This is a genomic window from Oribacterium sp., from assembly GCF_057249185.1.
On the sequence record NZ_DBHIGR010000037.1, the window covers coordinates 1 to 14,798 of the forward strand.

Here is a 14,798-nt window from a genome sequence, read left to right on the forward strand (position 1 = left end):
ATCCTTCCTCAGTGATGATTACCGCATCTAAGTGAAGCATCTTGCAAAGCTTAGCGGTCTGGTTGGAGGAACGCTCTTTATCGGCAAGGTAAACGTTCTCGTTGGTAATGATATGAGCCACAAAGTTAATGGTCTTACCATGCTCCTCGAAGAGATCCTCTACAACAGGGTTGTTCTCGTGAACATAGCTTGGGTTCTTATCACAAGCGGATACACAGTTTCCGGAAATGATAGCGCCGTCCATAGACTCTGTAGGATACAGAATAGTTGGAAGAATCTTCTTCGCATCTACGCCATAAACATAGGTATCATGCAGTAATCCCTGGGACTGAAGCATCTGCACATATCCGACTCTTGGAAGATCCGGGAATGCCTTAGCGCCTTCCATCAGATCCAAGGTCTCATATACCTTTGTTTCATCAGGAGTAAGCTCTTTAGCCTTCTCTGCAATAAACGTAGCGGTCTTCAAGCCTGCCAAACGAACAGCCTGCTCGTAGTCATGAGACTCTGTTCCCTCTACCGGCTTGCATACACAGGTGAGGTTTACAGTCTTGGAGAATGGAGTATACTCTGCTCCAAGTCCGCACATATCGATAACACCCTCCTGGAAACCAACGATAGGTCCTGCAGTAATTACTGCCATTCCCTTTAAGCAATAGGTCTTACCGGATCCTACGGTATCTACAGGAGCAACCACTCCGGGGAATACGCCGCCCTTTCCTTCTACCTTTACTCTTGGCTCAATCACATCCTTAACCGGTGTGATACGAACGGATTCACCAGGTCTTGCCACATCAAATTCCACTTCTTTAATCTTCTCTTCTGACAGAAAAACTTCGCTCAGTTCTTTCTTGGATACATAGAGAACGTGGTCTTTGATTTCTGTTTTCTCGGCAAACTGGATGTCATTAATGAAAATCTTACCTAATTCCAGCTTCACTTTCATTTCCTCCTTTTAAGTATGATTCATAAAAAGCGCCAAGCACAATGCCTAACTGCTCCTTTATGTCCTTAATGTAACACTAGGGACTCTAGCCCGCTGTCCAGCAGGGTCCAGTCCAAGGTCTGGAAATCCTTCTGTACCTTTTCCTCATGAATTCGCTCATTTTCTTCGAACTTTTCACAGGTATTCAAGGCATACTCAATCAAATCCAGGGACTTCATATCAAATCCTTCCTCCGGTGTCTTGTCCAGAAGTACGGATTCGTAGGGAGTTTCATTGGGTTTAATGGAGCCATCCAAAGGATGGGTCAGAATCTTTCCTCCCATATGTACCATATCCCGTACCGCCTTAAGGGTATCCATGAAGGAAATCTCCTTGTAGTCAATCTCTATCTTCACGCTTGGATATTTCTTTGGTACATTCTCCTTCACCAAAGGGTTATTGGTAACAATCACTAAGGTTCTCATTACACTTCTCCTTTCTAAAAACACAAAACAGGGGCACGAGAACTTTCTCGCATCCCCTGTTTCATTAGATTCAGAGTCCCCAACATATTCATCCTTTTACCTGAAAGATTCATCGTTTTTCAACAACTTGCCTCTTCGGTGGCTTCCGCTCTCTCTGAACATGCCTTATTTATGGTGCTTGTCAGCATTTTAACAACGCTTGTAGAGTTTTTCAACAAAATAGGCTTATATATTGTTTTATTCTATAAGTATTTTCTACAAAATAATTTTTATGCCATCAAAAAATTTTTTATATTCCTGAATCCGTATTTCAATAAATTGCTTTGTCAGATTTTTACAAAAAATCTATAAAAATTACGTTCTTATCCATAGTAAGTTTCTATAAGTCCAATGCTTTATGGAATTGTCCAATTTCACAAAAGAAGATCTCCAAGGTATAATCAAATTACCCTAGACGAAAGTCTGAAATAGCCATAACAAATACACAAGAAAAAAGTGCTGCCGAGCAGCACTTTTTTCTTTACTACTATTTAAGGAATAGAATTAGAAAAAAGGATTATTCATCCTATATTTCTTTTATTTTTTCACATGCTCTTTCACTACACGGAATAGAGCAAGTAGAGCCAATACATTCGGAATAACCATCAGACCGTTAAAGAAGTCCGCCATATCCCAAACCAAGTCCACTCTTAATGTAGTTCCTATGATAATGCAAGCTACAACAATCAGGGAATAAAGTGTTACCGCCTTCTTTCCGAAGAGGTACTGTACATTTACCGCTCCGAAGAAATGCCATCCCAAAACAGTGGAGAAAGCAAAGAAGAACAGACAAATGGCTACAAAGAAATGTCCAAAATTACCGAAGCCCGCTACAAAGGCTCTCTGGGTTAAAGCAATACCGGTATACAGAGGCTTCTGGGTTGCAGGATCCAACTGTCCATAGATACCGCTGGTTAAAATAACGAATACCGTAAAATTCAAAACAACAAAGGTATCAATAAATACGGAAACCATTGCGCAAAGTCCCTGATCATCCGGGCACTTCGCCTTTGCTCTGGCATGAGCATGAGGAGTGGATCCCATTCCTGCTTCGTTAGAGAAGAGTCCTCTTGCAACACCGAAACGAATAGCTTGGCGAATGGTGATACCAAGTGCCGCACCGGTTACTGCCTGAGGATTAAAAGCACCGATAAAGATAGATGCCAGCGCTCCCGGCAAAGCGGTGATATGCATAAGGATAAAGACTACCGCGCCCAGAATATATACGCCTGCCATAATCGGAACAATTTTCTCCAGTACGGCTGCCAGTCTCTTGGTTCCGCCAAGGAAGATGAAGGCTGCAATCGCTGCAACAAAGATACCGATGGCCATAGGAGGAACTTCAAAATTCATAATGTGGAAGGCTTCCTGGAAAGCTGCACCGATAGAGTTGGACTGCACCATATTTCCCATAAAACCTAAAGCCAAGATGATAAATACCGCAAAGATTCCGGCCAAAATCTTACCCAATGCACCGGAAAATGCAGCCTTAATGTAATATACAGGACCTCCGGTTACATCGCCATCCTTCTCTTCCTTATACACCTGAGCCAATACGGCCTCGCCATAGATGGTTGCCATTCCGAAAAAAGCGGATACCCACATCCAAAAAATTGCACCCGGGCCGCCGCTGACAATTGCTGTTGCAGCACCTGCCAGATTACCGGTTCCTACCTGTGCCGCAATGGCTGTTGCAATGGCCTGGAAGGGAGACATCTCTCCTTTTTCATGCTTTTCGCCCTTTAGGGAAAAGTGTCCGAAAACCAACTTAAATCCTTCTCCAAGGCGTCTTAGCTGAATAAAACGCAGTCGAATCGTGTAGTAGATTCCGGTTCCACACAGCAGGAAAATCAGCAGAAAGCTCCAAAGGAACGTATTCCCTTTTCCAATAAAATCCTGTAAAACACTCATGGCTTTTCTCCTTTTCATTAAAGAAAAATGTTTGATTGTGAATATTTTATCCAGAATTATGCTCTATAGCAATTTTTTCCGACTTTATATAGTAAATTTCTATATACATAGTCTGATTTACTGAATTTTTCCTGCTATTTTGTACAGTTTTTAAAGCTTTCCAAAATTTTAAACAACTATCTCCCATGCAGTTTGGCAAGAACTAAATAATAAAGTGCTCGTCCCTAATAAATTTCAAAAGCACTTCTCCCAGAACAATCTGCCCTTCGGGAAGTAGATGCACCCGATCCGGAAAGCGGGGAAGGGCTAAATCAAAGGGACTAAAGCATAGTATTCCTTCTTCCTTGCAAAAGGCCTTTAGGGAAGCATCCCATTTTCCGTCCAAGGTAGAAAAGGCTTCATAAGAACGATCTCCGGGAAAGGACAGAGAGGGGGGCGCAATATAAAGGATATGTTCCTTCGGGAAGGGAATTCCGTAGCGAGGACAGTCCTCCAAAAATTCCGCCAGCCTTTTAATGACTCTTTCTCCGTCAGGTCTTCCAAAGCTTAAGTAATCGTTGATTCCCAGAAAAAGAATCATTCTATCTTCAGGTCCAAAACCCTCGCAGGCTTTCTTCAAGTCCTCCCACTCAAAGGGAAGCTCCGGAATGCATCTCCCCACCTTTGCTTCCACCAGAAGGGAATAGTCGGGAAACGCCTGTTCCAAGCTATAATAATACCGTTCTTCCAAGGGTAAACGCAGATCCTGATGCTTTTCATTGGGAAGATAGCCGTAGCTGATAGAATCTCCGTAAATCAGTAGTTTTTTCACCTTGCGCTCCCTTCTTATTTTGCAGCGGGCCCCGCCACACGCTCCGATTCTCCGGAAACCTTTTTCGTGATTTTTTCCCGATCAAAATACTGAATCATGGCTTTTGCACATTTTCTACTGGTAGAAAATGCATCCTTAAGAGTGGCAATACCCAGGACTTCTTCCTTTTGAAAATATTCCAATACCCAAGCCTTAACCTTCTCCAAATCCTGTGAAAGAATCAAAAGCTCAGGATCCTCTCCTACCTTCACCACTCTTCCTTCCACTACGGTATTCTGCAAAATGTCCTGAAAATCTTCTTCCTTGGCCTTTCCTCTTTCCAGCTCTTCCAATTTTAAGAGCTGATAGCCGGCATTTTCCAGAGTCGTTAAAATAGATTTTTCTATACTTTGATAATTTGCGTCTTTAAAATCCTCTTGGGAGGAAAGATAGAGCAGATCTCCCTTAGTTTGCAGCTCGGGAAGGAGAGAAAGCAGGGCATCAAAGACCTTGGCATTGCCCTTTTTCCATAACTTTTCCCGTAATTCCGCCTTTGCCATGCCGATACGATAGGGATGGGCTTTTCGGAATTTTTCCAACTCTTCCTTACATTTACTCTCCCAATAAAATTTATTGTCTCCATGAAGATAAACTGTTCCCTGCTGCAAAGGAAGCTCACAAAGCTTTCCGTTACCGCGTAGCTCCTCCACAAGGGGAAGCAATTCCTCATTTTCCAAAGAAAGGTCTTTTCCCGCCTCCTTTAGGCCGGCACCAAATTTTGCTTCCAGGAAATAAGTCTCCAAAGTCTCCTCCAAGGAGCCCTCTTCCTTTCGTCTTAAGGCATCAATTTCCTCTTCCCGAAAACGTTTTTTCTTCTTGGCATTGGCCTCCAGAACAGTGCCTCCGCCAATGGTTTCCACAGGACTGTAAAACCGAAGAAGGAAGGGATCCCCTTTGGCAAAAACCATTTCCTGCTCTAAAAGAATCTGACAGTATCCCTCTTCCCCTGCCTCAAGCTCCTCTTTGTCCAGAAGAATAATACGACAAAGCAGCTCTGCGGTACCGGTCAGAAAATGCAGTCTATCTCTGTTTTTAATAGTTCTTTGTGTGGAGGGGAGAATGCGCACCTTGGCATCCAAAAGCTTGGTATTTTCAAAGCTGTTTTCCCGAGCCAGTACAGCACCTTTCTTGATATCGCCCTTCTTTAATCCTGTAAGGTTCAAGGCCACTCTCTGTCCTGCCACCGCCTGCTCCGCATCCTGTTCATGAACCTGGATATTTCGGATGCGCACCGGAAGACGCTTAGGATAAATCTCCACCCCATCCCCCTTTGTCAAAGTTCCGGAAATCAAGGTACCGGTAATAATGGTTCCCAGGCCCTGCAGGCTGAAGATCCTGTCAATGGGGAGTCTTGGAAGACCGCTGGGGCTTTTTTCCGGAAGAGTTTTCACCATTTCCAAAATAGCGTCCTTGCAGCTATCGATTCCCGCACCTGTTTTCGTGGACACCTCCACAATCTTAGCCTTCTCCAGCATAGTGCCCCGGAATTCCTCCCGAATATCCTCTTTCACCATGGAAATCCAGTCTTCATCCACCAAATCGCATTTGGTCAGCACCACAATGCAATTCTCAATACCAAGGAGAGATAGAATATCCAAATGCTCTCTGGTCTGGGGCATAATGCCCTCATCCGCCGCCACCACCAGGAGCACCATATCCATACCGCAAACCCCGGAAACCATCTGCTGAATAAATTTCTCATGTCCCGGTACATCAATAACACCACAGCGGGTACCGTCCTTTAAGTCAAACCAGGTAAAGCCCAGCTCAATGGTAATTCCCCGATCCTGTTCTTCCTTTAAGCGATCCGTCTCTCTTCCGGTTAAAGCACGGATAAGAGACGTTTTACCATGGTCGATATGTCCGGCGGTTCCGATAATGATATGTTTCATGAAGTCCTCCAAAGCAAGTATTTACAGGCTCCCCTTCTTTTTAGCATAAAGGATGACCTGGGCGATGATACTGATCACAAACAAAAGCAAAGAAAGCATCTGACTAACCGCAATGCCGGTTCCGAAGAACATCAGGGAGTCCGCCCGAAGCCCTTCAATAAAGAAGCGTCCAAAGCCGTATAGCATTAAGTAAAAGAGGAAAATCTGTCCGTCATAGTTCTTTCTTTTCGAGTAGTTATAAAGAAAAAGAAAAACACAGAGATTCCACATACTCTCATAGAAAAATGTGGGATGCACCTGAATATAGGATACGCCGGAAATATACTGCAAATTCGAGAGCACATCACTGTTCAGCATCCCCGGATTCACAATGCTTTCCTTAATCCGCATGGCCAGTAAGGAATTTGTATATCCCCCAAAGGCCTCCGCATTAAAGAAATTGCCCCAACGGCCGATGGCCTGCCCCAAAATCAATCCGATAGCACCGGAATCCGCCATCGGCAGAAAGTTCAGCTTTCTTTTCTTGCAAAAGCCTATACAGGTGGCAATAGCCGCCAGTACGCCGCCATAAATCGCCAATCCTCCCTGACGAATATTGGGTATCTCCAGCAAATGCTTGGAATAATATTCCCACTCGAAAATCACATAGTAGAGCCTGGCGCCGATGACTCCCAGAACAATTACAATCAAGGCAAAGTCCTGAATATCCTCCACCTTGTGGCCATGCTTGGCATAATCCCTTGATGCCACCGACATCCCCAGAAGCATTCCGATTCCGATAATGATGCCATAGAAAGCTATAGAAAAACCAAAAACTGAGATACTGTTCTGTAATTTTTCAATGCCGATTCCCAGGTGGGGAAAATATAAATCATAGTTTTCCATTCTCTGTCCTTCCCTTTTATGATACGCGCCCTATCTTCCGGCACTTTAAGTCTCAAATATAGCAGCTCAGAAGCTCATCGCTATCCCCGCAATCCCTTCACTATCCCTGCAATTTCTTCACTATCTCTTGCCTTTCTTGAACGGCAAAACCTAAGCCTCCAAAAGCTTTAAGAACTCTTCCTCTGTTAGAATCGGAATCCCCAGTTCCTTAGCCTTCTTGTTCTTACTGCTTCCGGATGTGCTGTCATTGTTGATTAAGTAGTCCGTGTTTTGAGACACGGAAGAACTGCACTGTCCGCCGGCTTTTCGGATTTCCTCCTCCAAAGCCTTTCGATTGGGAAAATGATGAACCGAGCCGGTAATCACGAAATGCTTTCCGCTGATTCCGCTCTTCTCTTCCTTCTCTTCCTTTTCCAAATGTAAAATAGAAAGAAGCTCTAAAATAATCCTTTGATTTTCTTTCTCTTGAAAATACTCTACAATACTATCCGCCAAAACCTGCCCAATGCCCTTCACCTGAAGAATTTCTTCTTTCGTGGCATCCATCAGCTTGTAGGGATCCTGGGAAAAGGCCTCTGCCAACATTCTGCCGTTACTGACGCCGATTCCCTCTATCCCCAGGCCATAAAGAAGCCTGCCCAGATTGGAGATTTTAGCCTTCTCAACATTTTCCTGTATTTTCTCAAAGGACTTTAGGCCAAAGCCCTCCATGCCGATGATTTCTTCCCTATGCTTTTCCAAGGAGAAAAGATCCGGGAATTCTTGAATAAAGCCTCTACCCAGCCATTTTTCCAAGGTCATCTCGGAAAGCCCCTCAATATTCAAAGCATCTCGACTGGTAAAAAGAGCAAACTGCTTAATCCGCTTTGCCGGGCAATGGGGATTTGTGCAGTAGAGCATCTTGGTTTCCCGATCCTTAACAATCTTGGTTTCTCCCTGACAGGCAGGACAGTGCTTGGGAATCTCCAAATTCCCGGACTTTGTTTTGTTTTCCCCAATCTGGGGGATAATCATATTTGCCTTATAAACCGTGATTTCATCTCCGATACCAAGGGCCAAGTCCTCGCAATAAGTGATATTGTGAAGGCTGGCTCTGCTGACCAGGGTGCCCTCCAGCTCCACCGGCGTAAAGATAGCCACAGGGTTAATTAAGCCCGTTCTACTGGGAGACCATTCCACAGAAAGAAGCTTTGTGCTTTCCTCCTCGTCCTGCCATTTAAAGGCAATGGCATTCCGGGGGAATTTGGCGGTTCTTCCCAAACTTTCTCCATAGGCGATATCGTTATATAAAAGCACCAACCCATCGGAGGGGAAGTCATTTTTCGGCATCAGCTTGGAAAATTCCGCCACCGCTTCTTGGATACTTTCAGCGTTAACCATTTTTCTATGTACCACGGAAAATCCCTGCTTTTCCAGAAAGCGGAACTCTTCCTCATGTTGGTTATGAAAATCCGGAGCTTTTCCCGCTTCCTCCGCAAGCACTAGGCTAAACAAAGAAATCTGCACCCTTCTTTCCTTCGTCACCTTCGGATCCAGCTGACGAACGGAACCGGAGCAAAGATTTCTGGGGTTTTTGTATTTGGCTCCCTCCTCCGGAAGCTCTTCATTAATTCTTTCAAAATCGGAATAGGAAATAAAGGCCTCTCCTCGCACCACAAGACGTCCCTTAAAAGGAATCTGTAATGGCAAATTTTGGAAGGTCTTGGCGTTTTCCGTAACAAGCTCTCCTACGATACCGTTTCCTCTGGTTACCGCCTTTACAAGCTTTCCCTCTTGATAATGCAAAACGATGGTTAATCCGTCCAATTTCCAGGAAAGAATTCCCTCCTGCCCCTGTAAAAAGCTTTGCAAATCCTCTACTGACTTGGTTTTATCCAAAGAAAGCATAGGCGTTTCATGGGTTTCCTTGGGGAGAGCGGTAGCCACCGCATAGCCTACATTTTGGCTGGGACTTCCGGAAAGTACCACGCCGCTCTCCTTTTCCAGACTCAGCAAAATATCATAGGCCTTGTCGTACTCTAAGTTGGAGACAATCTCTCTTCCCTCCTGATAATAGGCCTTAGCCGCCTCATTCAAAAAGGAAATCAACTCCTTCATTCGGGCAATACTATCCTGCTTATCGGCTTCTTGCAATCCGCTATTTTCTTCTATTTTGCTATCTTCTTCTATCTTGCTATTCTCTTGACTCCCCATACCGTCCTCTTCACTTCTCAGCCTATTGCTCTTCACTCTCCGAACCATCATCCTTTGCGTTGCAGGCTTCCCTCAAAAAACTCTAAATCTTCTCTCTTGATTTCGAAATATTCTCCGGGTCTCATTTTTCCCAGCTCTATATTCATCACCCGAATACGCTTTAAGCGAGTCACCTCATAGCCAAGGGCTTCGCACATTCTTCGAATCTGGCGATTTAAGCCTTCCGTTAAGACAATGTGGAACTGCTTCCGCTGAATCTCCTTGGGTAGCTTCGGATCTTGCCAAAGCACTGCCCGTCTGGTGCTTCTTTCCAGTTCCGGAAGGTAAACCCCGGAGGACATTTCCTGTAAAAATTCCTTAGTAATCGGCTTATCCACAGAAACAATATATTCTTTTTCCTTATAGCCGCTGGCTTTATTGATTTGATTAACCAGATCTCCCTGATTGGTCAAAAGCAACAAGCCTTCAGAGTCCTTATCCAGGCGACCGATCGGATAGATTCTTTCCTTATAACCGATGGCCTCAATGACATTTTTCCCTCTGTCTTTCTCTCCTGTGGTACAGATAATGCCTCTTGGCTTATAGTATTTCAAGAGTACCGGCTTGGGCTTTTCCTTCTTATGCCCCTTGCCGGAAATAAGCTTCCCGTCTAAAAGAATCTCCTCTTTTCCCATGATTTCCATGCCAAGGCTTGCCTTCTCTCCGTTTACCAAAAGCTTGCCTTCGGAAATATAACGGTCCGCCTCTCTTCTGGAACAAATTCCCATGGCACTGAGCCACTTATTGATACGCATTCTTCCCCCTTATTCCTAATGAATAAACATGGCATCTCCAAAACTGAAAAAACGATACTTTTCCTTTACCGCCTCTTCGTAGGCATGCAAAATCTTCTCCCTGCTGGACAATGCGGACACCAGCATAAGAAGGGTGGATTCCGGCAAATGGAAGTTGGTAATCAAGGCATCCATCACCTTAAATTCAAATCCCGGATAAATGAAAATGTCTGTCCAGCCGGACTTGGCTTCTATTTTTCCGCTTTCTCTTGCGGCAGACTCCAGGGCTCTACAAGAGGTGGTTCCGGTGCAAATCACCCTTCCTCCTCTTTTCTTGCAGGCTTCTATCTTCTCCGCAACCTCTTGGGAAACGGAATAATACTCGGAATGCATGTGATGCTTCTCCACTTCCTCCATTTTCACCGGACGGAAGGTACCAAGGCCTACATGAAGGGTGATGCGAAGAATCTCAACTCCCTTGGCCTCACACTGCTCCAGTAATTCTTTGGTCCAATGCAGTCCCGCCGTAGGAGCCGCCGCAGAGCCCTCCTCCTTGGCATAGACAGTATTGTAACGGGTTCTGTCCTCTAATTTATGGGTAATATAAGGGGGAAGAGGCATCTCTCCCAGTTGGTCCAATACCTCTTCAAAAATCCCGCTGAATTCAAAGCGAATCAGCCGATTGCCCTCTTCTAAAATATCTACTATTTCCGCCTTCAGTCTTCCATCCCCAAAGGAAATTCTTGCGCCGGGCTTTAGTTTCTTTCCGGGCTTTACCAGACACTCCCAGTGCTCCTTATCTTTCCGATGCAACAAAAGCACCTCCACCTGCGCCCCGGTATCTTCCTTCAACCCGTATAATCTGGCAGGAATCACCTTGGTTTCATTTAAGACCAGACAATCTCCCGGATGCAAATAATTCATGATATCATAAAAATGCTTATGTTCGATTTCTCCTGTTTCCTTATCTAAAAGCATGAGTCGAGAGGAGGAGCGATTCAGCAGGGGATCCTGCGCAATCAATTCCTCCGGTAAATCATAATAAAAATCCTTGGTATTCATGGAATTCCCTTCTGTAACTCTATCTTCTATCCGTTACCGGATGATAATACTTTAGCTGTACTATTTCTTTGGATAAAGACTATATCTGCCAGGTCATCTATCCGTTACCGGCAGTCGTACTTTCTGTAGCTCCTTCTGAGGCTGTCGTAGCTGTTGTTTCCGTACCGACATCCGCTAAAGTGTCTCCGCCGGCATTTTCTGCCGATGTCGAGTTTTCGGAAGCTGAAGAATTGGCTTCCCCGCCGGGAGCCGGAGAAACACTGCCATCGGATTCTGTAACCGCAGCCGGCCCATCATCATTTACCTCTAAAAGAGATACCTCAGAATCAATGGAGGCCTGATCCTGGGTATAGATTCTTCCGGTCTGGAAGGCATCATAAAGAACAGCCAGTCGAGAATCTGAAGACAGAGCCTCTAAAAGCTGAGAATCCACCGCATTGATTAAGTCCTGCACATTGGTATGAGTGGCGATATAGGCGTGGATAAACTTTGTTTGCTCCGGAGTTTTATTTTCTACCAATTCAAAGGAATTCTGATCGTTTACCCGCATATAGCAGTACATCAAAGCCGGTGCCGGCGTTTTTGCCCTACGAAAATGTACCTGGTACTGCAGGAAAATAAGCTTTTCATTTTTCCCTATACCGGGCACCGCGTAGGTTTTTATATTGTCATAGGCTTCAATGTATCCGGCTTGGGTTTTCAGCTGCTTTTGCAACCTTTCTCTTTGCTCCTTGCTTTGATTTTCCACACCGCTAAGACGATAGAGAGTGTCCACATCCGCAGCAAGCTTCGCTTGAAAATACTCCTGGAAAAATTTCACCAGCACATCATCATTGTATTCTGCTAAAGTCTGATCTTTATCCTCTTCCACATCTGAAGAACTGACAATGTTGGAAGCGCTGGCCTTCAGTTTCGGTTTCTCCTGATAGGGTGATGCACCGAAGCCTAAAGCTTCCAATATTTTAATCAGCACAATCAAGACCAACACAATAATCGGTATCAGAAAAAAGGATTGCTCATGAAAATCCCTTCTCTTTTTCTGAATCTTATGAAGTTTTCTTTGTCGTTGATTTCTTTTCTTTAAAATAATCTTTTCTCGACTTTTTTTCGACAACATTTTCTTTACATCATCTAAATTATCAAGATTTTTTCCCATATTTTTTGTCCTATCTTTGTTCAGTTTAACTTTTCTATCATAACGCACTTTAGGTAAAAAATACAGCAAAAAAGCGTGTTCCTTGCGAAACACGCTTTTCTTAAAGATTCGTTTAGGGATTCTTTCTAATTACTCAAGAATCTTAACAACTCTTCCGGATCCTACAGTTCTTCCACCCTCACGGATAGCGAAACGAAGTCCCTCTTCCATAGCGATTGGGTGAATAAGATCTACTTCCATCTCAGTGTTATCACCGGGCATAACCATCTCTACGCCGTCTGGCAGCATGCAGACACCGGTTACGTCAGTGGTTCTGAAATAGAACTGAGGACGATAGTTGGTGAAGAAAGGAGTATGACGTCCACCTTCATCCTTTGTTAATACGTAAACCTGAGCGGTAAACTTCTTGTGGCACTTTACAGAACCCGGCTTACAGATAACCTGTCCTCTTTCGATCTGGTCACGGTTGATACCACGGAGAAGAAGACCAACGTTATCTCCTGCCATAGCCTCATCAAGCTGCTTACGGAACATCTCGATACCGGTGATAACGGACTTCTGAGTCTCCTCGTTGATTCCAACGATTTCAACTTCATCAGATACATGAAGAACTCCACGCTCTACTCTACCGGTAGCAACAGTTCCACGTCCTGTGATGGTGAAGATATCCTCAACAGGCATAAGGAAAGGCTTATCAGTCTCACGAGCTGGCTCTGGGATATAGCTGTCTACAGCATCCATAAGTTCCATGATCTTATCGCCCCACTCGGACTTCGGATCTTCAAGAGCCTTTAATGCGGAGCCCTTGATTACAGGGATGTCATCTCCAGGGAACTCATACTCGGAAAGAAGCTCTCTAACTTCCATCTCTACAAGCTCAAGAAGCTCTGGATCGTCAACCATGTCACACTTGTTCAGGAATACAACGATAGCAGGAACACCTACCTGACGTGCAAGAAGGATGTGCTCTCTTGTCTGCGCCATAACACCGTCGGTAGCAGCTACTACGAGGATAGCTCCATCCATCTGAGCAGCACCGGTGATCATGTTCTTAACATAGTCGGCGTGTCCCGGGCAGTCAACGTGAGCATAGTGTCTCTTCTCTGTCTCGTACTCAACGTGAGAGGTGTTGATGGTGATTCCTCTTTCTCTCTCTTCCGGAGCCTTATCGATGTTAGCGAAGTCTGTTGCTGTGTTACCAGCTACACGGTCTGCTAAAACCTTGGTAATAGCAGCTGTAAGAGTTGTCTTACCGTGGTCTACGTGTCCGATAGTTCCGATGTTACAGTGTGGTTTGGTTCGCTCAAAATGCGCCTTTGCCATTTCAATACCCTCCTAATAAATGTAATACAACGAAAATCATGCCAAGCACCAACGCATGCATAGCATGCGAATTGCAGTACATCCCAAGTTCGTCCGAAAAAGAACCCAGTGACCATGATTTTATCATTAGTTTTCCTTGAAAGCAAGCCTTTTTCTGTAGTCTGAAGGGCCACAGAAAAGGCCTGTTAAATCTTCTTTTTTCTATCCCATAGTTAAGTTTTTCTATGGAATAAATACATTCTTTTTCCTACGTAATTCTATTATTTCTTTACGTTGGAAAGAACCTTTTCCTGAACGTTCTTAGGACACTTCTCATACTTCTCGAAGAACATGGAGTAGTTTGCTCTACCCTGCGTCTTAGAACGAAGGTCTGTTGCATATCCGAACATCTCTGACAATGGAACGAAGGCATTAACCTGCTTTCCGGAAGGGATGTCTTCCATGCTTTCGATTCTACCACGACGAGAGTTTACGTCTCCGATTACGTTACCCATATACTCTTCCGGTGTAGTAATCTCCACCTTCATGATAGGCTCTAAAAGGATTGGATCAGCCTTCTGCATAGCGTTCTTGAAGGCAATAGATCCGGCAAACTCGAAGGCACGCTCGTTAGAGTCGACCTCGTGGTAAGATCCGTCGTAAACGTTGGCATTAACACCCAATACAGGGAATCCTGCAAGTACTCCGGAGTTGGCAGCTTCACGAATACCCTTCTCGATTGCAGGGATGTATTCTTTAGGAATAGATCCACCCACAACGGTAGACTGGAACTTGAAGAGCTCTTCTCCATTCGGATCCATAGGCTCGAACTTAACCTTACAGTGTCCGTACATACCGGAACCACCGGACTGGTGAATGTACTTTCCTTCCACATCAACAGGCTTTGTGAAAGTCTCTTTGTAAGCAACTTCGGGAGCACCAACGTTTGCCTCTACCTTAAACTCACGAAGCAGACGGTCTACGATAATCTCAAGGTGCAACTCTCCCATTCCGGAGATGATGGTCTGTCCTGTTTCCTCGTTGGTTCTAACACGGAAGGTAGGATCTTCTTCAGCAAGCTTTGCCAAAGCCTCACCCATCTTACCCTGAGAAGCCTTAGTCTTAGGCTCGATAGCTACAGAGATAACAGGCTCCGGGAATTCCATGGACTCGAGGATGATGGGGTGCTGCTCATCACAAATGGTATCTCCTGTGGAAGTAAGCTTAAATCCTACTGCCGCAGCGATATCTCCGGAGAATACCTCATCCAACTCGTTTCTCTTGTTTGCGTGCATCTGCAGCAAACGTCCTACTCTTTCCTTCTT

General features: G+C 44.7%; 12 protein-coding genes and 1 riboswitch. All 12 genes read right to left on the reverse strand.

The features are described 5' to 3' along the window. The coding region (locus tag ACO4PX_RS03560; RefSeq protein ID WP_485571480.1) for a glycine/sarcosine/betaine reductase component B subunit at window positions 1–940 on the reverse strand (940 nt) is incomplete at its 3' end. Between the two features lie 71 nt (window positions 941–1,011). Continuing rightward, window positions 1,012–1,410 (reverse strand): GrdX family protein, encoded by a 399-nt coding sequence (locus ACO4PX_RS03565; RefSeq protein ID WP_183683269.1) that lies wholly within the window; start codon window positions 1,408–1,410, stop codon window positions 1,012–1,014. 78 nt (window positions 1,411–1,488) lie between these two features. After that, window positions 1,489–1,578: riboswitch (glycine riboswitch) on the reverse strand. A 408-nt stretch (window positions 1,579–1,986) separates the two neighbouring features. After that, on the reverse strand, window positions 1,987–3,360 hold the full coding sequence (locus ACO4PX_RS03570; RefSeq protein WP_485571482.1) for an alanine/glycine:cation symporter family protein: 1,374 nt from the start codon (window positions 3,358–3,360) through the stop codon (window positions 1,987–1,989). 202 nt (window positions 3,361–3,562) lie between these two features. Continuing rightward, a complete protein-coding gene (locus tag ACO4PX_RS03575) occupies window positions 3,563–4,171 on the reverse strand; it encodes a GDSL-type esterase/lipase family protein (protein ID WP_485571484.1) in 609 nt (202 codons plus the stop codon). A gap of 14 nt (window positions 4,172–4,185) precedes the next feature. After that, complete coding sequence (gene selB / locus ACO4PX_RS03580; RefSeq protein WP_485571486.1) at window positions 4,186–6,102, reverse strand: selenocysteine-specific translation elongation factor; 1,917 nt, start codon at window positions 6,100–6,102, stop codon at window positions 4,186–4,188. Between the two features lie 21 nt (window positions 6,103–6,123). Further along, window positions 6,124–6,987 (reverse strand): prolipoprotein diacylglyceryl transferase, encoded by an 864-nt coding sequence (gene lgt, locus ACO4PX_RS03585; protein WP_308578903.1) that lies wholly within the window; start codon window positions 6,985–6,987, stop codon window positions 6,124–6,126. A gap of 150 nt (window positions 6,988–7,137) precedes the next feature. Next, window positions 7,138–9,084 carry an NAD-dependent DNA ligase LigA gene (ligA, locus tag ACO4PX_RS03590; protein ID WP_308578935.1) on the reverse strand — a complete coding sequence of 649 codons (1,947 nt, stop codon included), beginning with the start codon at window positions 9,082–9,084 and terminating at the stop codon, window positions 7,138–7,140. A 143-nt stretch (window positions 9,085–9,227) separates the two neighbouring features. Then, window positions 9,228–9,974 (reverse strand): pseudouridine synthase, encoded by a 747-nt coding sequence (locus ACO4PX_RS03595; protein ID WP_308578901.1) that lies wholly within the window; start codon window positions 9,972–9,974, stop codon window positions 9,228–9,230. A gap of 15 nt (window positions 9,975–9,989) precedes the next feature. Then, window positions 9,990–11,015: a tRNA preQ1(34) S-adenosylmethionine ribosyltransferase-isomerase QueA gene (queA, locus tag ACO4PX_RS03600; protein ID WP_485571489.1), complete on the reverse strand. Its 1,026-nt coding sequence runs from the start codon at window positions 11,013–11,015 to the stop codon at window positions 9,990–9,992. Between the two features lie 97 nt (window positions 11,016–11,112). Beyond that, complete coding sequence (locus tag ACO4PX_RS03605) at window positions 11,113–12,171, reverse strand: hypothetical protein (RefSeq protein ID WP_485571491.1); 1,059 nt, start codon at window positions 12,169–12,171, stop codon at window positions 11,113–11,115. A gap of 129 nt (window positions 12,172–12,300) precedes the next feature. Further along, a complete protein-coding gene (gene tuf / locus ACO4PX_RS03610; protein ID WP_485546930.1) occupies window positions 12,301–13,494 on the reverse strand; it encodes an elongation factor Tu in 1,194 nt (397 codons plus the stop codon). Between the two features lie 260 nt (window positions 13,495–13,754). Continuing rightward, a partial coding sequence (locus ACO4PX_RS03615) for an elongation factor G (protein ID WP_485571493.1) occupies window positions 13,755–14,798 on the reverse strand: 1,044 nt, incomplete at its 5' end.

Coding starts and splice junctions, on each gene's coding strand:
- lgt (WP_308578903.1), bottom strand. CDS start 6,987: ATGGAAAACTATGATTTATATTTTCCCCACCTGGGAATCGGCATTGAA.
- ACO4PX_RS03595 (WP_308578901.1), bottom strand. CDS start 9,974: ATGCGTATCAATAAGTGGCTCAGTGCCATGGGAATTTGTTCCAGAAGA.
- ACO4PX_RS03565 (WP_183683269.1), bottom strand. CDS start 1,410: ATGAGAACCTTAGTGATTGTTACCAATAACCCTTTGGTGAAGGAGAAT.
- tuf (WP_485546930.1), bottom strand. CDS start 13,494: ATGGCAAAGGCGCATTTTGAGCGAACCAAACCACACTGTAACATCGGA.
- queA (WP_485571489.1), bottom strand. CDS start 11,015: ATGAATACCAAGGATTTTTATTATGATTTACCGGAGGAATTGATTGCG.
- selB (WP_485571486.1), bottom strand. CDS start 6,102: ATGAAACATATCATTATCGGAACCGCCGGACATATCGACCATGGTAAA.
- ACO4PX_RS03605 (WP_485571491.1), bottom strand. CDS start 12,171: ATGGGAAAAAATCTTGATAATTTAGATGATGTAAAGAAAATGTTGTCG.
- ligA (WP_308578935.1), bottom strand. CDS start 9,084: ATGAAGGAGTTGATTTCCTTTTTGAATGAGGCGGCTAAGGCCTATTAT.
- ACO4PX_RS03570 (WP_485571482.1), bottom strand. CDS start 3,360: ATGAGTGTTTTACAGGATTTTATTGGAAAAGGGAATACGTTCCTTTGG.